At 49.0% G+C, this 19,905-nt stretch carries 14 protein-coding genes; 10 read left to right on the forward strand and 4 right to left on the reverse strand.

Translation table 11 applies throughout. The features are described from left to right. Nucleotides 1-15: 15 nt before the first annotated feature. Together JSU04_08445 and JSU04_08450 are read left to right on the forward strand one after the other, a co-directional pair. Nucleotides 16-807 (forward strand): response regulator transcription factor, encoded by a 792-nt coding sequence (locus JSU04_08445; GenBank protein MBS1970324.1) that lies wholly within the window; start codon nucleotides 16-18, stop codon nucleotides 805-807. Nucleotides 808-810: 3 nt separating this feature from the next. Further along, the gene (locus JSU04_08450) at nucleotides 811-1,200 is read left to right on the forward strand and encodes an HPF/RaiA family ribosome-associated protein (GenBank protein MBS1970325.1); all 390 of its coding nucleotides are present in this window, start codon (nucleotides 811-813) and stop codon (nucleotides 1,198-1,200) included. Nucleotides 1,201-1,841: 641 nt separating this feature from the next. Here JSU04_08450 and JSU04_08455 read toward each other — a convergent pair. The 4 genes from JSU04_08455 to JSU04_08470 form a co-directional block, all read right to left on the reverse strand. Then, on the reverse strand, nucleotides 1,842-2,192 hold the full coding sequence (locus JSU04_08455) for an Hpt domain-containing protein (GenBank protein ID MBS1970326.1): 351 nt from the start codon (nucleotides 2,190-2,192) through the stop codon (nucleotides 1,842-1,844). A gap of 13 nt (nucleotides 2,193-2,205) precedes the next feature. Then, the gene (locus JSU04_08460) at nucleotides 2,206-2,907 is read right to left on the reverse strand and encodes a response regulator transcription factor (GenBank protein ID MBS1970327.1); all 702 of its coding nucleotides are present in this window, start codon (nucleotides 2,905-2,907) and stop codon (nucleotides 2,206-2,208) included. A gap of 93 nt (nucleotides 2,908-3,000) precedes the next feature. Beyond that, nucleotides 3,001-3,750, reverse strand: coding sequence for a response regulator (locus JSU04_08465; protein MBS1970328.1), 750 nt, complete (start codon nucleotides 3,748-3,750; stop codon nucleotides 3,001-3,003). Nucleotide 3,751: 1 nt separating this feature from the next. Further along, complete coding sequence (locus tag JSU04_08470; GenBank protein MBS1970329.1) at nucleotides 3,752-4,264, reverse strand: response regulator; 513 nt, start codon at nucleotides 4,262-4,264, stop codon at nucleotides 3,752-3,754. Nucleotides 4,265-4,527: 263 nt separating this feature from the next. Here JSU04_08470 and JSU04_08475 point away from each other — a divergent pair, with 263 nt between their 5' ends. The 8 genes from JSU04_08475 to JSU04_08510 all read left to right on the forward strand — a co-directional run bounded on the left by JSU04_08475 (nucleotide 4,528) and on the right by JSU04_08510 (nucleotide 19,810). Beyond that, nucleotides 4,528-6,813, forward strand: coding sequence for a response regulator (locus tag JSU04_08475; protein MBS1970330.1), 2,286 nt, complete (start codon nucleotides 4,528-4,530; stop codon nucleotides 6,811-6,813). 20 nt (nucleotides 6,814-6,833) lie between these two features. Beyond that, nucleotides 6,834-7,871: a trypsin-like peptidase domain-containing protein gene (locus tag JSU04_08480; GenBank protein ID MBS1970331.1), complete on the forward strand. Its 1,038-nt coding sequence runs from the start codon at nucleotides 6,834-6,836 to the stop codon at nucleotides 7,869-7,871. Between the two features lie 224 nt (nucleotides 7,872-8,095). After that, nucleotides 8,096-8,377: a hypothetical protein gene (locus JSU04_08485; GenBank protein MBS1970332.1), complete on the forward strand. Its 282-nt coding sequence runs from the start codon at nucleotides 8,096-8,098 to the stop codon at nucleotides 8,375-8,377. A 183-nt stretch (nucleotides 8,378-8,560) separates the two neighbouring features. After that, on the forward strand, nucleotides 8,561-8,878 hold the full coding sequence (locus JSU04_08490) for a hypothetical protein (GenBank protein ID MBS1970333.1): 318 nt from the start codon (nucleotides 8,561-8,563) through the stop codon (nucleotides 8,876-8,878). Between the two features lie 158 nt (nucleotides 8,879-9,036). Further along, on the forward strand, nucleotides 9,037-9,690 hold the full coding sequence (locus JSU04_08495) for a class II aldolase/adducin family protein (GenBank protein MBS1970334.1): 654 nt from the start codon (nucleotides 9,037-9,039) through the stop codon (nucleotides 9,688-9,690). Further along, entirely contained in the window at nucleotides 9,687-10,724 is a 1,038-nt protein-coding gene (gene mtnA / locus JSU04_08500) for an S-methyl-5-thioribose-1-phosphate isomerase (protein MBS1970335.1), read from the forward strand. Before JSU04_08495 ends, mtnA begins: the two co-directional genes overlap by 4 nt. A gap of 3 nt (nucleotides 10,725-10,727) precedes the next feature. Continuing rightward, complete coding sequence (locus JSU04_08505; protein MBS1970336.1) at nucleotides 10,728-11,573, forward strand: MTAP family purine nucleoside phosphorylase; 846 nt, start codon at nucleotides 10,728-10,730, stop codon at nucleotides 11,571-11,573. A gap of 95 nt (nucleotides 11,574-11,668) precedes the next feature. Next, nucleotides 11,669-19,810, forward strand: a complete 8,142-nt coding sequence (locus JSU04_08510; GenBank protein ID MBS1970337.1) for a fibronectin type III domain-containing protein — start codon at nucleotides 11,669-11,671, stop codon at nucleotides 19,808-19,810. Nucleotides 19,811-19,905 lie beyond the last annotated feature (95 nt).

Consider the following 19,905-nt stretch of genomic DNA (forward strand, 5'->3'; position numbering starts at 1 on the left):
CACGGAGGATTTTAGATGACTAACATGGATGGCAACCAGCTCGTGAGTGGATTCAGGGACTACGGATACAGAACGACAGAAAAAGCCCCTGAAAGTCACGTGCAAGCTTTTATTCCTAATGTCCTGGTGATTGAAGACTCAGCCGAGTATCAGGTCATTATACGCGGCTCTCTCGAAAGAGATCTGCACCTCTTTTTTGCTTCCAGCCTAAAAGAGGCGAAAGAATACTTAGAAAGCCGTGAGATTCACCTTATTTTACTCGATGTGATGCTACCTGATGGAAGCGGCTTTGATTTCTGCAACGATCTGCAGACCAATCCCGCGACTTCTCGCATTCCAGTGATCTTTCTGACCGGCAAAACCGGCGTGACGGATAAGATTCTAGGACTGAGCCTCGGGGCCGACGACTATATCACAAAACCCTTTGTCCCTCTCGAGCTCAAAGCCCGCATCGAGTCCAAACTCAAAAAGTCGCTCTTGCATGACCGCAACGAGTTGCAATTACAACGCGGTCATTTGCGCTTTGATACGATGACCTATTCGGTCTATGCGATCAAAGATGACAAGCATGAGCTCATTAACATGACACCGATTGAATATCGCATCCTGCTGCACTTAGCCCAAAAACCGGGCCGTATCTTCACTCGGAATCAACTCATTGACTCTATTTGGGGAGGCACGGTCCACATTAACGAAAGGTCGATCGACAAACATATATACACAGTCAGAAAAAAATTAGGTTCTTATGGCGATTATATTAAGACCATTCCAGGTCTTGGTTATCAATTCAATATCGATATGGAGTAAGTCATGCGCACCGAAATTGTTTTTAAAGACATTCGCCGTTCTGAGTACGCCGAAGACTTTATCAATGATAAAGTCGACGCACTTGTCGAAAAACTGATCCAACCCGACAGTGATTTGCATATTACTGTTCGTTTGGAAAGAAGCCGTGCCCGCACGGCCATCCGTCAAGGACTGTACCAATGCGAAGTCTTCGTGAAATCGGGGATGAGTGATCGAGTCTATAAAACGGTCCGGCAGGATCGCAATCTCTTCAGAGCCGTCGTTGCAAGTTTCGACGCCCTCAAAGTGGTTTTAGGCAAAAATCATGATCGCCTCCGTCACGACCGCCGACGCCGTCGTGTGCCTGCGTATGAGAGTTATACGCCGCCCCCTATAAATTCCCCGTCTGCTTAAACTGAAGAACATAGGGGTCAAAAAAGAAAGAGCCAGTGCTGACACTGGCTCTTTCGTCATTTTTGGGCGGGTGGTTTTTGCTGGCTCCGCAGTTCTTCCTACATCCTGATAATCGGGGCTTCTGCCCCGAGCCCCGCTTCCTGCCGGCCGTCCGGGCCGTCAGGTCTCCGTACCTTGGGACATTCTTCGATCTTATTTTGTACTTTGATACGAAGATCGTTCCCTGCGAATCGTCTATTATACGACCGAGTCGTCTTGTAAACGAGTTGTCCTTATGGCAACAGGAGATCACTCAAACAATTCTCGTTAGAATTAAAGAGTGTTTCTGTGAAATGGTATAATAGACGACCTAATCGTATAATATACCATTTCACTTAAGCGATCCTTCTCTGCGAAGAGCGTATTGCGTTTTTTTGTGAGAAAGCATCCCTCCAATCAAAACTTCGAATCAAGTAATTGTATTTGACCGTCATTCCCAGACGAGCACGATGCTCGTCTGGCCCCGTTCACACGGACGGATGGCCATCGCTGTGTCCGCGACTGGGCGAGCGAAGACGGAAGACCCGAAAACAAAAAAATATCGTAGGTGTTTCGGGCATAAAAAAAGCCGGCGCTAAGCCGGCTTTTTTCGTTCGTTAGAACTAGTGGATATTGAGGTACTCGCCGTAGCTTTTTGAGATGTTGGCGTAGTCCTTCTCGAGCTGCGATGCTAGCTCTTGAAGTCTTTCCTTGCTCATTTTCGAGCTGTCGCGCTCGATCTCCTCACAGATTGTCGACATAGGTTTTACACCCATACTGAGAGTTCCAGACTTTATATCGTGGGCTGTGAAACGGATTTTATCTTGATTGCCCTCTTCGATTGCTGACTTTAGTTTTGCAATCTTTCCTGGATAGTCGGCGATGAAAATCTGCACCACTTCACGAGCCACCTGCGGTCCGTAGTTGGTCTCAATCGACTTTACGCTTTGAATCGCGTCGAATTGCCCTTCCATGAGTCCTCCTTATTTAGTGCTGTTGCTCCGCCAAGAACTGGTAGCCCAATCCTGGAACGGTGCGAATGTACGATGAACAAGTTCCGAGCTTTTTGCGGATCGAAGAGATATGGCGGTCCACAGAACGGTCTTCGATGTACACAGAATCACCCCAAACACTGTCGATCAGCTGTTCGCGGCTCAGGACGTAACCTGGAGAGCGAGCAAGCTTCAACAAGAGTTTGAATTCGATCGGCGTCATGTTCAATTTTTGGTTGCCGTTGTTCTCATTCAAGTAAATTGAATAAGTCGAGAGTTCAAACTTCAGGCTGCCACGCTGGAAGTAAGTCTCTTCTTTGGCGTAGTATAAGAATTTTTTAAGTTTAGATTCGACGCGAGCGCGTAGCTCCAAGACGTCAAACGGCTTAGTCACATAGTCCTCAGCACCGAGTGCAAGACCTAGTACTTTGTCACCCACGCCCACTTTGCCAGTGAGGAAAATCACCGGGATCTTTTGCGTGGAGTCCTGACTCTGCAACGTCGTACAGAAGTCAAAACCGCTGCCATCCGGGAGGCTCACGTCCAACAGAATAAGGTGAACCTCATTTTTCGCCAGGATTTCTTCCGCCTCTTTCAGCGATCCGGCGAGCAACAATGAGCATGTTTGGCTCAAAGCTGTCTTTAAAAATGGGTGAATCTCTCTTGAATCATCTACTGCTAAAACTGTTGGCATCATAGTGTTCCTTTACTCCTTGATGTTTGTTCCTTGAAATTGCTTTCAAATTGTTAAAACTGTTAATTGTTAATCTTCTTACTTTTTATTTAGTTACTAATTTAAATTGGTCTGTTCTTTCATCTTTCTTAGATTTTCTAAGAACTGGTCCGTGGTCTTTCGAATGGAATCGTAAGTACTGGTTTTCTGCAGATAGCCGATTTTGCGGAATGTCTTGCTCTTTGGAAAGACAATCTGCGAGCGCGGGCTTGCTGAGAAAATCAGTACAGGCACCTTCTTATTCTGAATACCTGTGGCACTGAGATCCGCCGTCTCATCGAGCATACGGATCGTTTGCAGGCCATTCATCGACGGCATCATCCAATCAAGGACGATCAAGTCGTAGGCGTGCTCAAAGAGCTCATCGACCGCGTCCTGACCATTATCGACCACCACAGTTTCACAACCGCTCTGACCAAGAATGGACTGAATCATTTTCACTGAAATTGGATCATCATCGACAATCAGCACTTTTAGACTGCCCGCCGTTTTTTCGGGCTCCAGGTAGCGAGTTTCTCGCCACGCCTTAATTTGTTCATACATTTGTGCGGCAGACAGATTGACACTTTCTCCCAAGGTTCTCTCCTCGCTGTAAGCTAAAAACTGACCCAAAACATGGCGCACCAGAATTTCCACGGCAAAACGAGATCCAAGATCTTTCACCTTCGTTTGAATGAAAGAATTATCGGGACACATATCCGTTACTTTCGCCAGCTTGGTTCTGATCATGAATTCGACTTTTGGATTCGGAGGCATCCCTTCAAAAAGGATGTCCATCTGATTCCCTGAGGACTTTGCCATCTCCATACTAACCTCCGAAGACGTGTTCAAAAAAGTGTTTGAGTTTCGCTGAAAACGGCTGGTGTAGACCTCCATGGTCCTCCTTGCTCATCTTCACTAGGGCTTCATAATATTCACGGTCGTTCACATGAGAGAGGATGATTACGTCCATCTGTGGATAACGGTCGCGGACGACCTCCCAGAATTCGTAGTCGATCTCGTCCTCTGACAAGTAGTAGTTAGCGATCAATAAATCGCACTCTTTTTCGTCGAGCAGATCACTGATCTCGTCCACAGAGTCCACAATCCAGCACTGGGCATCCTGATTCGCCTCTTGGATCATTTTCTGCATTGCACGTTGAATACGAGGGTCTTCTTCCGCCAACAGAATGCTTTTCTTATTCAGCACGCGGTCGAAATTGAAAAATTGGCGCTGAAGAGCTTCTTTGTAATCTGGAGTAACCGTGACACCACCTAAGTGGCGACTCAGCGTCTGCTCTATCAGACGATGATCGTTCTCCTGTAAGTTATAAAAGTCCATGAACCCCCCTCATTGACTTGTTGTACTTCTTGCAGCGTTTACCAGTATATTTTGCCTGGTTGCATGTTATTGGTCAGATTATTATTCCGTAATATCGTCGAAACGGTGTGAAATTCGTATGAAGAAAAATCGACAACTCATCGCAATTTTGCGACGTCTGTTTTGCATACTTTCGAAGAAACCTTCACAACCATGATTTTTTCTTCAATTGGTCATCTTCAAATTTGTTTTTCTTCAAAGAGGCTTTATTGTGCATATTGAATATGCTTCGACTATTACGCAAAAACACAGCTATCAACACACCTTTCGCGCCCAAGCTCTCCTACATCTTTCTTATGGCGTTTGTGGTGATCTTTGCCGGTGGGAGTTCGGTTTTATACTTTAAAACCCTTCCTGACAGCCGGGTTGAGCGTGCCGTCAACGACCTCACCGATCCCTACTTCGTTGCTTCTCAGAATCTCCATCAGTTTGATCGGTTCCTCATCGGCATTGGTTTGTATAACCGCCAACTCATCGATCGCGAAGAGCTTAAAAGCCGCTTCGAAGACCTCCGCATTCATGCGGCGACTTATGAGAAAGATCCTGAACTTTACCAAGAGTTGACGGCAATTCCTGGCGCCATCAAAAACCTCAAAGATTTGAATCTGACTTTGGAAGAACTTGCACCGTTAGTGACAAAAGCCCGGGTGGAGGATCGCCGAAATTTAGATCTTATGTATGACTCGCTTTCGCCCTATGAGAGCCGTCTTCAAGAGATTGCCGCTGCGGTCAACGAAAATGACGTCCGAGCTCGCGCGTCTCTATTTGACAAACAAGTCCACTCCCATCGCATGCTCGGCTGGACACTGCTTGCAATTGCCGTGTGCAGCATCTTGCTGTTGATGATTTCCCATGGGAACATCAAAAATGTCGCCCTGCTGCTCGAGACTTCAAAACACAAATCAACACGCCTTAAAGAGGCCATCAATCAAACTCAGCGGGCCAACCGGGCGAAGTCCGAATTCCTCGCGACCATGAGTCACGAGATTCGTACGCCTCTGAATGCCATTGTCGGCTTCACCTCTTTGCTCCTCGACACGAAGCTTTCTTACGACCAGAAGGACTACGTGCAATCTATTCGAAGTTCCAGCAGCACGCTTTTATCTTTAATTAACGATATCCTTGATGTGTCCAAGATTGAGGCCGGAAAGCTTGTCTTAGAATCGATTGAGTTCGATGTCCGCTCCATCTACATGGATATCGCCAATATCGTGGCCGATAACGTCGCCCAGAAGAAACTAGAACTCGTAAGTTTTATCGATCCGAAGATTCCGCGTTTGATCAAAGGCGACCCGGCACGCCTTAAACAGATCATTCTGAATTTGCTGAATAATGCAATTAAGTTTACTCCAAGCGGCAGCATCGCGGTGAAATGCTCAATGATCAACATGAACGAAAAGCATATTTCGCTGAATTTCGAAGTGAAAGATACCGGCATCGGTATTGAACCGCGCTTACTGAGTCGTTTATTCACGCCGTTTACTCAAGCTGATTCTTCAACCACACGCCGTTATGGCGGTTCGGGCTTGGGCCTTTCAATCTGTAAGCAGCTGGCAGAATCAATGGGCGGTGAAGTCGGTGTTTCAAGCACACCGGGCAAAGGTTCGAACTTCTGGTTCCGGGTTGAAATGGAAGTAATCAACACCCAGCCGATGGAAAATCCTTTGCCTGAGTCCTTCTTCGGCAAAGATGTTTTGATCATGACGCGAAACCCGGTCCTCCAAGAGTATCTGGAACTCCAGTTAAAGGTCATCAACCTCAATCCGCACTCTCCAGGAGCTAGCCGTGATATGAGTGCGGTGACGGCGACTCCTGAGACCATCGCCATTATCCTGGATCAGGGAAATTTACCGTTTAAGCCGGAAGAGCAAACCAAGGTGTTACGTAACATCTCACGTAACTTTGAAATTCCGATTGTGTACCTGGTGGAACGCACGCACAACTTGGCGCACTTATCACCAATTCAAAGAATCAATTATTTAAAGAAACCAGTCCTTCAGCAAAATCTTTATAAATGCTTGCTTGAGGTCCTCCACATCACCAATATTCGCCTGGATGAGCCGATGAAAATTCCCACTGTTGATACTTCGAAATATGTTGTGAATAAACCGCGCGTCTTGCTGGTTGAGGACAATCCGATCAATCAGAAAATCGCCCTCTTGATGTTGGAAAAAATCGGATGTAACGTTGATGTGGCCGCAAACGGAATTGAAGCGTTGAAAGCTCTGCAACTTTTCTCGTACGATTTGATTTTCATGGATTGTCAAATGCCGGAGATGGATGGTTACGAGGCCACCCGTCGTATCAGAAAATTGTCAAAGCCGATCTCGGATATTCCTATTGTCGCCCTCACCGCGAACGCATTTAAGGAAGATCAAACAAAATGTATCGAAGCTGGCATGAACGACTTTGTAACAAAACCGGTAGAATCCTCCACTCTCGAATCGAAGCTCAAGCGCTACTTGAGGGCTCCAGCTCCAATGCGCCCGGCGCAAGAAGCCTCCGTTTAATTTTTTCAAGTTTGATATTCTTGAGTGGTGTCGGCGCCAGCGCTGACTGGGCCGGCGTTTATCAAGCCGTGAAACCCAGCATCCCGATGATTATGTCGAGCGGCGGCCTTTGCTCAGGAGCTTTGATTCAAGACGATATCATTGTCACCGCAGCCCACTGCGTGAACCGCTTTCGGCCCGTCCACGTCACGTGGAATGACAATCCGAAAATTTTTGAGAATGCCCGTGTCGTGCGTCTCAATACCAAAGCCGACGTCGCCTTGATTCAGCTTGAAAAGAAATCTGAAAGAAAGCCACTTCCACTTTTGGCAAAAGGACAAAAACTCCCTGAGGGGACGGCGATTGCAACCATTGGTCACCCGTCCATCGGCGAATTTTTAAGCACGCCGCCGTTTGATATGGATATGACCTACTTGATGTCGACAGGGATCGTTTCTGGAGTCACGACGGATGATTTTATCTCTGACATGTCTGTGAGCCCCGGAAACTCCGGCGGGCCGGTATTCAATGACCGCGGTGATGTCGTCGGTGTGGTTTCAAGAAAGCGCATCGACCGCTTCGTGGGCTCGATCGGCATGTCTGCGGGTCTTAACAAAGTTTATGAGCTTTTAGAAAACCACAACGCCCACAAAGGCCCTGAGCCCACCTGGCGAAATGCCAGCTCGAGCGGCAAAATTTATATAGCTTACAGCGGCCAAACCTTCATGGGAAAATACGACGGCCAAAATGTCTGGTACGCCGGTTTCAATATTGATATTTGGGACCGATTGCGCTTTGAATTTGCCGATAACTTCTCTCGCACAAAGAGATTCCAGGACTATGCACTTGGATATAAATTCGCAACAGAGATGCACAACCACAACATGATCTATATCACGCCGACGCTGGATTACCTGCACTACAAGATTGACGAGAACGACCAAGCCATCGTCGACAAACGCGTGGTGGGTTACGGGGTTTCTTTGATGGCCTCCCAAATTCCATTCGGGCTGAAGTACATCGGGTTCAATGTGGATGGACATTACTACGGCGTTACTTCACTGCAGTTGGCGTTCTAGGTAGACCCGCGCTTCGTGCGGTAGCGCCGGCTTTTGCAATGGTCCTGTTCGGAAGTGTTTTGTACGGGATCACTGATAATCACGACACGTTTGTAATCAAACTGATTACAAACTTAATGTCCCGTTCAAACTTTCGAACGACTATCTAGACTTTTAAAATGCAATCGGAAATGTGATTCTTAATTTGTAAGGTAAAGCAATCTTTAAATTAGGAGAATAAACTCATGAAATATTTTTTGGTAGCTATCGCCATTGTCACTGCAGGTTCTTTTTCTTTGGCAAAAGAAAAAAAATCTCCTCGTAAACCATCCGGAACAGCTGAAATCGTTGGAACTGGACAGTATTTAAGAGGCGCTGGCCCTCAGGGTTCTTATTTACAATTCAGCGATGCAGCCGGTGCCGCATTGATGGCTGATTTCAACGTCAGCGCTAATACTCCAAAAGAGGTCACGTTCACGGTTACATGTGACAGCGGCAACAATTGCGTTTTAGAACGCGGCCACTAGTACCGGTTTCTAAAGCACTACTCGATCACAAAGGCCCGGTTCATTACCAGGCCTTTTTTATTTTTATTAACGACGCTCCGGAAAATAAGCCAGTGCAATTGTGGTCATTAGCTGGATAAAAAGCATTTCTTTGTTTTACAATTATATTGATAAGTAAAATCTAGAATGCTAACTCGTTGAAATATGAAAAACTCAATCGCTTTAGAATATTGGAAGCATACTGCACTTAATTTAGGTCAGGCTGCCCGAGATTTGAGATATTTCTATTATCATCCAGATGCTGATAAGATTGCAGCAGAAGGAACGTTGAAACATTATTCTTACTCGGGCGTCCGTCGTATTCGCAGCCTAGGTAATAATATTTTCTATTCAGTTATTCCCCCTCATTGGCATCACTCAAAAGCAGATCTCGAATCAATGATGCCTGCAAGTGCCAAAGAGTGGTTTCTTCACGGTTACGCACCTTGGAGTTATCCAGATCCGTCTAAGGCAAAGAAGTAAAGTCGACTATTAACCCCTTGGAACCAAGCCAAACTATTTTCAGAAACGTGCGGACTTCAATAAAAAGCAGATGATAAACTGGAAATACGCCCTTTAGACCCCCGTGCCGAAGAACAGAACCTTTGACGCGCGCGTACCGCCACGTTAAAAATACCCAAATGACAAACCGCACTGCCCTCATCGAACAAATCGTGGAAATGGCGCGCCGTCTGCACGCACGAAATATGCTCGCAGCCGCCGATGGCAATATCAGTTACCGCATCAGTGATGATGAAATCCTGATTACGCCTTCCGGTGTCGCTAAAGCGTTTATGAAACCTCACGAGATGGCCGTAGTGACTCTGGATAATAAGGTGCTCAGCGGGAGCCCCTCCGGAGAACGCCTTATGCATTTAGAAATTTTTAAAAACTGCCCCAAAGCCAAAGCGGTGATTCATGCGCATCCACCCACGGCGATTGCTTGGTCCATTGCCCGCCCAGAGCTCAAAGAGCTTCCGTGCAACAGCCTTTCGGAAGTGATCCTTGCGTGCGGAAGTATTCCGTTTGTTCCCTATGCCCGCCCGGGCACGCTCGACATGGGCACACACTTGAAACCGTTCTTGCCTTCTCATCGTGCGATGATCCTTTCCCGCCACGGCGCTGTCGCGTGGGGCGAAGATCTCGACGAAGCCTATCGCGGTATGGAGCGCATTGAGCACTCTGCTTTGATTTTGGCGAAGGCCGTTCAACTCGGAGGCCTCACGACACTTCCGCCGGATGAAGTGAAGGCTCTTTACGAAATGCGGAAAACCATGGGAGAGCGCTTATTATGATTAGAGTTCAGTCTCTGGCCATTGAATTTAACGAAGGCCAATTGCGCATCTTGAACCAAACTCTTCTTCCCCACGAAGAAAAGTGGGTCGAGATTGAATCCGTCAACCACATGATCGAAGCAATTAAATCGCTCAAAGTCCGTGGCGCTCCGCTGATCGGAGTGGCAGCTTCGTTTGCCCTTGCACAATCAGCGCTCAAAAAAACTTCGCGTGAGGATTTACTAAAAAAAGCCCAAGCGCTTTATGAAGCCCGTCCGACGGCAGTGAATTTGATGATCTGCATGGACCGCATGAAAAAAGTTCTGCAGGAGAACTTCAGTATCGAGAACGTGGTCAAAACCGCGGAATCGATTTTCCTTGAGGACTTTCAGCTCTGTGAAAGCATTGCCAATAACGGCGCACAGTTTATCAATGATGGTGACAACATCCTGACCCACTGTAATACCGGAAGCCTTGCCACCGCCGGCGTGGGAACAGCGTTGGGGATTATTCGCCGCGCCCACGAGCAAGGAAAGAAAATCCATGTCTATGTCGATGAGACAAGACCTCTCTTGCAAGGGGGACGTCTGACGACCTGGGAGCTTAAAAAACTTAAAATTCCATTCACCCTGATCACCGATAATATGGCCGGCCACTTAATGAGCCTTGGGAAGATTCAAAAAATCTTTGTGGGCTCGGACCGTATTGCGATGAACGGTGATTTCGCAAATAAGATCGGAACTTACTCCGTCGCTGTGCTTGCGGGTTATCACCAGATTCCATTCTATGTGGCGGCCCCTTACACGACCGTCGATCCCGAGTGCCCGACCGGCGCCTCCATTCCGATTGAGCAACGCAAGGCCGAAGAGGTCTTAGGAGTCAGCGGCAGTTTTGGTGGCTCACCATCAACGATCGAGTGGGCTCCGGAAGGCAGCCCGGTTTACAATCCGGCGTTTGATGTGACGCCGGCAAAACTGACGACCGGTTGGATTTTAGATAACGGTGCATTCAGCCAGAAAGACATTCAAGCTGGCGCTCTCAAAAAAAGGAACTAATCAATGTTTGGTATCATCGGTGGCTCTGGCTTTGAAAAATTCGACGACTTTGAAGCAGTAGAACTCTTAGATCGTGAAACGCCGTTTGGACTTGCCAGCAGCGGGTTTAAAAAAGTGCGCGTGAACGGCGTTGAATTTTTATTTATCTCTCGTCACGGCGATCATCATGAAATGCTGCCGTCGGAAATCAACTACCGTGCAAATATCTTTGCGTTGAAAAACCACGGCGCCAAAGCCATTGCTTCGTTCTCGGCGGTCGGCAGCCTTGAAAAAGCCTGCAAGCCCGGCGACCTCGTCGTTCCTTATCAGTATATCGATCGCACCAAAGGTGTTCGCGCACATAGCTTCTTGGGTGACGGCTTGATTGGCCATATCTCGCTGGCGAAGCCGATTTGTGAAGTGATGGCAGAACGCCTAAAACCACTAACGGCAAAACAGGGTTTTGAAACTCATTACGCGAAAACTTACGTGTGTATTGAAGGCCCTTACTTCTCAACAAAAGCGGAGTCCCTGTCCTATCGTCAGATGGGTGCTGAGATCATCGGCATGAGCAACTTCCCGGAGTACGCGCTGGCGCGCGAAGCTGGACTTCCGTACCTGCCTTGCTGCTTTGTCACCGACTATGACTGCTGGGATGACAGCATTCCGCACGTCACAGTAGAAGAAGTGATCAAAGTCATGAAAGGCAATAACAGCAAGGCTTTCGCAGTTTTGAAAGAGTTGCTCGCACAGAAAAACTTTTGGGACGGAAGTCTTGCTCCTGAGGGCGGACTTCGAACGGGTCTCTTTATGCCAAAGGAAGCAATCCCTCAAGAGAAGCTCGGCTGGGTGAAGATCCTGATGTCCTAGTTCGAAACGTTCGCTGTTAAGAAAAAATCACTTAACTAAAAACTTGTTAAAAAGCTGTAAATGTTCGTTTCAAGACACCCGATAAGTGAATTGAAATGAGAATGTTTTCAGTTGTTAAGTATTTATTTATTAGCTTCCTTTGCGGATATCTTGCTGCTTGTACCAGCAGTGATACGGGAGCCATTGATAAACTCTTAGGAAACTTCTCATCCACACCGATCTTAACTTCTGTCCCCGACCAAACTGTCCAACAAGAGGACCTGCTGAAGGTCGACGTCAATAATATCAAAGATGGAATTCCCGGGAACGATAAAGACATGAGCTACACCTGTGTCTATGACACAGAAGTCGACGGCAAGGTGACAGCGACCACAGCATGCACGGATCTGCCGAACTCGACTGTGACGTTTGATGCGGCTAGCGGAATCTTGCAATGGACTCCGCACTCAGGTGTTTTAGGAAACTACGAATTCAAAATCACCGGTAAAAATACCGACGGCACTTACGATGAAATATTCTCTGTCGGCGTTCGTTTAAAATTTAGCGGTATCGGTCTTTATACGCAAATCACCGGTAACAGCGTGACTGTGAATTGGACACCGAATCCGGCGGCTCAAGGCTATCAGATTTTCAAACTCAACTCACTGACCGGTCAGTATGAAACTTTCAAAACAATCACCGGCGGTTCTACGAGCGGAACCACTCTCACCGGTCTGACTCCGAACACTCCTTATACTCTGCGCGTGCAGGCGATTGATGCCCTCGGAAACTTTGATGGCAACGTCGTCTCACGCTCTTTTACAACCACCGAACTTGTGAAACTCTCAATGAGCGCGCCGGTCTCAACACTCGCGGCAGGCACGCCCACGACTGTGACGGTGACGGCATTCAACGCAAATGGAACACCACAAACCGTGGGCGGACTCCCCGTCGTTCCGAGCATTGCAAGCGGTACGAGCTCGGGAACTTTCTCTTCTGTCACGGATAATAATAACGGCACTTATACATTTACTTTTACACCGACCGTGGTTGGCACATCCATCGTCATTGATTGCTCGATTAATATTACTTTCTTCTTAAATAATACAGTTCCTCTTGCGATTATTCCGGGGGCGGCGTCTTCAGCAAACTCGGCAATCTCCATCAGCTCAGGCACCGTGGTTTCAGGCAGCCCCGTGACCGTAACAGCGACGGTTCGCGATGCTTATAACAACCCGATTAGCTCGGGCCAGGCCGTGAGCTTTACAAAAACCGGAGGAACCTCGACGGGTTCTTTCAGCGCCATTAACAATCAAGGTAACGGTGTCTATTCGATTTCGTATACAGGGATCACAGCTGGGACCGCGCAGACTTTGGGAATTAAAGTCGATACTGCGAACCTGACTCCGACAACAACGATTCAGGTTGTGCCTGGAACGCCGGTGTCTGCGAATTCGACTCTGACTATTAGCTCAGCGACAATAGCCTCTGGCACAACGGCAACGGTGGTGGCGACACTTAAAGATATCAACAACAACCCAGTTCCTTCGGGTGTCATGGTGGTCTTTAATAAGGCCGGTGGCACAAGTTCTGGAACATTTGATCCAATCGTTAATAATAACAATGGCTCTTACACTACGATCTACACAGGTGTCACTGCGGGAACGGCGCAGACTCTGAGTGTGTCCGTCGACGGTGTGACTTTGAACCCGACAGTCACTGTAACCGTGGTGCCGGGCCCGGCCCTGCTTGCGAATTCAAGTTTGACCATCACAAGCCCGACGGTTGTCTCTGGGGCGTTTGTCACTGTGACTGCGACTTTAAAGGACGTAAATAATAACCCGATTGATTCCGGCGTGACCGTGAGCTTTACAAAAACCGGCGGAACTTCCACGGGAACTTTCGGTACCGTGACCAACCAAGGTAACGGGGTTTATAACATTCGTTATACAGGTGTTGCGGCCGGAACTGCGCAAACTATTGCGGTGCTTATTAATGGCACAAGCCTTGGCACAACCGTCAGTGTCGGTGTTCTTACGGGCGCGCCATCTCCGACTCAGTCTTCAATTACAATTTCGAATGGCACCGTGATTTCAAATCAGAGTGTCACTGTCACAGCGACAATTAAGGATGACAACAACAATCCTGTCACCTCGGGTGTGGCGATCACGTTTGCAAAAACCGGCGGAACTTCCACGGGTAATTTTGGCACTGTGACGAATGTGGGTAATGGTGTTTACACAATCACCTATACAGGTATTGCTGCAGGTACGGCGCAAACCATTGCCGTCCAAGCAGATGGCTCAGCCCTCGGCCCGACGACGACAGTCACTGTGGTGGTCGGTGCGCCGAATGTCGCGGCGTCTTCATTTACGGTGGGAGCTTCGTCCATTCTTTCAGGCCAGACAACAACTTTAACGGCCACGATTAAAGACATCAATAACAACCCGATCAGCTCCGGCATTACAGTCACCTTCTCTAAGACGGGCGGAACTTCGACAGGGAATTTTGGAACGGTCACAAACCAAGGGGCCGGCGTTTATACAATCACGTATACGGGGGTCGTTTCCGGAACGGCCCAAAATCTGGCTGTGTTAATTAATGGTTCTGCGTTTGGTAGTTCGACACCGATTACGGTCTTAACGGCTCCACCTTCGGCATCACAGTCCTCAATCTCGATTTCGAGTGGCACTGTAGTCTCAGGCCAGTCTGTTACGGTCACTGCGACAGTGAAGGATTTAAATAACAATCCAGTCACTTCAGGTGTCGCCATCACTTTTGCTAAATCCGGCGGTTCCTCAACAGGAACTTTCGGCAGCATCACCAACGTCGGAAATGGTGTTTACACCGTGACATACACAGGCGTCGTTGCGGGTTCAGCACAAACAATTGCACTTGAAACCGATGGCACGTCTCTGGGGCCAACAACCACCGTGTCTGTTCTGGTCGGCCCACCTGTTCTGGCAAACTCTAGTTTAGTCATTGGTTCGTCGACGATTCTTTCAGGCGAGACTACAACTGTGACAGCGACGATTAAAGATATCAATAACAACCCCATCAGCACGGGCTCAACGATCGCGTTCTCAAAAACCGGCGGAACTTCGACCGGCACCTTTGGTTCTGTAACAAACCAAGGCGGCGGCGTCTATACCGTGAATTACACCGGCGTCGTTTCCGGCACGGCTCAAACACTTGGTGTCTCTATTAATGGAACTGACCTTGGCGCCTCGACGACGGTCACTGTCCTCACCGCTCCTCCGTCTGCCACGAAGTCTTCGATTTCAATTTCAAATGGCACCGTGGTCTCAGGCCAATCAGTCACCGTGACTGCGACAGTGAAGGATTTAAATAACAACCCCGTCACTTCTGGTGTGGCGATCACTTTTGCAAAAGCCGGTGGTTCTTCAACCGGGACATTTGGTACTGTGACGAATGCTGGCAATGGTGTCTACACAGTTACTTACACAGGCGTCACTTCAGGAACAGCGCAAACGATCTCTTTACTGACGGATGGCTCAGCTTTAGGCCCTTCCGTAGCCGTCAGTGTTCTTAATGGCGCACCGATTGCTGCGAATTCGACTTTAACTATTGGCTCTTCAACAATTCTTTCAGGCCAGGCCACCACAATCACTGCGACGATTAAGGACGTGAATAACAATCCTATTAGTTCTGGTGTTACTGTGACGTTCTCTAAAACGAGCGGCACATCGACAGGAACTTTCGGGACGATTACAAATCAAGGCGCCGGCGTTTACACCGTCACTTACACAGGCGTTGTTGCCGGGACCGCTCAAGACATTAAGATTTTGATTGATGGAGCGGATTTAGGTCTTCTCACGAATGTCGCTGTGAACCCAGGTGCGCCGTCCGCGACGACGTCGACGATTTCTGTTGCTAGCTCTACGGTGATTTCTGGTCAGTCCGTCACGGTGACTGCGACCATCAAAGATGCGAACAGCAATCCGATTAACTCAGGCGTTGCCGTGACATTCTCTAAAACCGGTGGATCCTCAACGGGAACCTTCGGTACGATCACGCCGCAAGGAACAGGTGGCGTCTACACAGTTCCTTACACAGGTATTGTTGCGGGCTCCGCGCAAACGTTAGGTATCTTGATTGATGGCGTGGGTCTTGGCCCAACAACGACATTGAGTGTAACACCGGGCGCGCCGAATAACACTCTGTCAACTCTGACAGTCACTTCAAATGTTGTCATCGCCGGTCAATACGTGACTCTGACGGCCACGATCAAAGATGCCAACGGCAATCCGATCAGCTCCGGAATTCTTGTGAACTTTGATAAGTTCGGCGGAACTTCGTTTGGTAACTACAGCACGGTTGTGAATCAAGGTAATGGCGTCTATACTTCTAACTACACCGGCGTGACGGCCGGAACTGCACAAACTGTTCAGGCTAACGTCAACGGTTCGGGCTTTGGCCCTACACAAAGCGTTCAAGTACTTGTGGGCGCTCCTTCATTGGCAAACTCGAGCCTGACCGTTTCTTCAGGGACCGTGGCATCGGGTTCAAGCGTGAATATCACGGCCGTCATTAAAGACTCGCAGAACAATCCGATCACTTCCGAGTATGCGATCACTCTAGATACCATTGGCGGATCAAGCACAGGATCTCTTTCAAGTATTAATAATGCCGGTGGCGGGACATTTACCGCGACTTATACAGGCGCTATTGCAGGCTCAGCGCAAACTTTGCGTGTACTGGCAGATGGAACACCGATCTCGGGTTTAACTAAAACAATTCAAGTCCTTCCGGGACCTGCTTCCTCGACAAATTCGACTTTCACAATCAGCGCAAGCACCGTTCAGTCTGGCACGTCGGCAAACCTCTCAATGAATCTGCGGGATGCCAATAATAACGCCATCTCCAGTGGCGCGACCGTGACATTTACCAAAGCCACAGGCGTGAGTGACGGAACTCTCAGTGGTGTTTCAAACGCTGGCGGCGGAAACTATACGGCGACTTATACAGGAACGACCATGGGCCCTGCGCAGGCGATCAACCTGGTGGTGAATGGCACCGCTGTGGGTCTTTCCGTCAACGTGACTGTGACCGCAGGCCCGCCAACACACTTCTCGACATCTCAACCGCTCAACCCGCTTGCGAGTATCGATTGCGCGGGTCCTTACACACTGACACTGAAAGACGTCAGCGAAAACACGACAAGCTCTTTGTCTGTGGTGAACCTCGCATTCTCGTCCTCACCTGCTGGTGGCGCGACAGGTACGATTTTCTCGGACTCTTCGTGCTCGACCCCAATTACTTCCTTAAGTATTCCGGCTTTAACGGCCTCAGCGCAGTTCTACTATAAAGCGTATATTCCGAACAGCTTCACCTTCACAATTTCTCCGGGCGGAAGCATCGCAAATGCAAGTTTCACGATCACCAATATTCCGGTACTTTCTTGGATTGGTGCAAGCGCCTTCTTTACTATGAATGGCAGCGGCTCCGGCACTGTGATGGATGACTCGGCCGGTGGTATGTGGAATCCATATGATATCGCTATCAACGGTAATAATATGTTCGTGGTGGATTACTCCGGCAACCGCATTTTGAAATACGATATTTCAACAAATCAGTTCATCGGCTGGATTGGCTATGTCGGTTCAAACGATGGCGTGATTGCTTACGACGGCGGTAGCGGCTGTAATTCGCTCGCGATCGGCGCGCTAACTCCGGTTTGGTGCAAAGGCGGACGCGCAAGTGCTTCTGTCAGTAATGCCACAGTGATTCAGAATCCGCGAAATATCGCAGCTGATACTAATTACATCTATGTTTCAAGCTGGAGTAATCATCGTATTGCCCGCTTCTTACAATCCGACGGAAGTTTCCAAGGTTGGCTCGGTAAAACCAGTACAACGGCGGCGACCTCACCGGCGTCCTGCGTTTCTGCAGGGACGAATGCCACAACTCCTACTTGGTGTTATGGCGGCACTTCGACAAGTGGTACCGGCGACGGCCAACTCAACAACCCTGCGGGTATTATCGTTTACAACAGTAAAATCTATGTCAATGATAACGGCAATCATCGTCTTTCTAAGTACGATGCTTCGACCGGGGCATTCGAAGGCTGGGTCGGCCGTGTCGGCGCAACTCAGCCACCGACATCAGGTCAGTTATCAACTTGCTCTGTGCAACCAGCTGTCGGCGCAAAAACTCCGGGCTGGTGCTTGGGTGGCGTTTCTCAGGTTTCTCAGCGCCGCCAGGCCAGCGTCGCGGGCCCGCCGTCAGAAGTTGCCGCTCCGGATGAAGGTTTCTACAATCCTTCAGGCTTAACAACCGACGGTACGAGCTTGTATATCGGTGACGGCAATAATTATCGTATTGCCCGCGTAACATTAAGCACAGGGGCCTTTAACGGATGGTTGGGTTACATTTACCGCAACTCGGCGTTATCACCAACCACACCTTCGCAAACTGCAGGAAACTTTACTGCGGGTTGGACAGCCGGCGGTGTGACCGATGCGCGCGCAGGTGTCGACGGCTGGGGTTATCCATATCAATTAGGCTATGACTCTGGATCCGGCTATTTATTTGTTGCTGACCAGTATCACCGTATTTCTAAACTCCGCGCTTCGGATGGTGGAGATTTCCGCTGGATTGGTCGTGCCGGTGGCTCACCAACCGGTGGTTACACAGGTTGCAGCAGCACTCCTGTGGGCGGCACAAACCCTGGCTGGTGCGTGAACGGCTCTGCAAACAAATATGGTAATACCAACGGCACGTTCTATACACCAACAGGCATGGCGCTGACTTCAACAAAGCTCTATGTTGCGGATTACAATAACTTCCGCGTGCAAAGATTTAATTTGAGCGATGGAACCTTCGACGGCTGGATCGGCAGCGGCAATGTGGCTGCAATGAAATGGAGCCGAACTATTGCCAGTGGCGCTGTGGCCTCTCGTTCTGGGATCGATGACTACTCCTTCGGCGATGTCTCCGGTGCTTACGCAGGGATCGCGATGAATTCGACTTACATGTTCATGGGTGACATCGGTTGGAATCGTATTAAGAAATACAACCGCCAAGACGGACAAGTTATTGGCTACATTGGTCAGATTCAAAACAATGGTGGCTTCTACCCGACCGGTCCGGATTCTTGCGTTGGTTATAATTCCGGCATGACTCCTGACTGGTGTTACGGGGGCGGTCGCACGACGAATGGCTCCGGCATCCATGGTTATAACAATCCGTACTCTGTCGCCGCTGATGATACCTACGTTTATATTGCCAACTATTCCAACCATCGCATTGATCGCGTTCGCATCAGCGATGCCCTTTACTTGGGATGGATTGGCCAGGTCAACGCCACTCCGACGGATGGCGACCCTGCGTGCTTAACAACCAACTCGCCAAACCCAGCACCGAACTGGTGTATCGGCGGCACCGCAACTTCGAATAACGTGTGGGGCACGCTCAATGCGCCACGTGCACTCTTCTATGATACAGCACAAAGTGTGTTGTATGCGACGGACAATACTTCGCGCTTGATTAAGATCGATCCATCGAATGGCGCGTTCTTAGCTGTCGGCGGTACTATTTCTGCGGGCTCGGGCGGTGCGAACTGCGGCGTCACTGCCGGAGTTGCAAACGGCTGGTGTACAACGTCGGCGACGGGCTCTTCAGGAACCACAAAATATGGCGGCCTGAACAGCGCCTCGGCGATTGCAACAAATAGCAACTATATCTTCGTCGCCGATACGAGCAACAACCGCATCGTCCGCTTTGATAAAACAACCGGCGCTCCTGCAGGCTTCGTGGCGAAGCTTAATAACGGTACAAACACAAACCTGACAGCTACAGGCGGCGCTTGTAACGGTCTCTCGGGCTTCCCGAAAGTGACTCCAGGCTGGTGTTGGACGACGACTTTGGGAATTGCACCGAGCCAAATTACCGGCACCGAAGAAAATGCTTACAACTCCCCTCGCGGCGTGTGGGCGGATGATACTTACGTTTACATTGCTGATACCGGCAATAATCGCATTGTGCGCATCTTTGCCTCAACGGGCGCTCCTGATGGCTGGAAAGGTCTCATTGGCTCAACCAGTGGCATGAGCGATTCAGCTTGTATTGCTGCCGGCGTTGGCGGCGTGACTCCGAAGTGGTGTAAAGGCGGAACTTCTGCTCCTGGTCAGCAACTCGGCGCCTTCGACTACCCTGTCAGTGTTTTCGGTGACGCGAATTACATCTATGTCATGGATGGTCGCAACAACCGTGTTCAAACAATCCCTAAAAACTAGAGTCCAGTTTTCGAAAACGTCGAGCTCACCTCGACGTTTTTCCAGTCTTCAAAAACCTGTTAAGAAAATATCAAGATCAGACAGACCTTTGCCGA

Source organism: Bdellovibrionales bacterium (genome assembly GCA_018266295.1).
GTDB lineage: Bacteria > Bdellovibrionota > Bdellovibrionia > Bdellovibrionales > Bdellovibrionaceae > JACMRP01.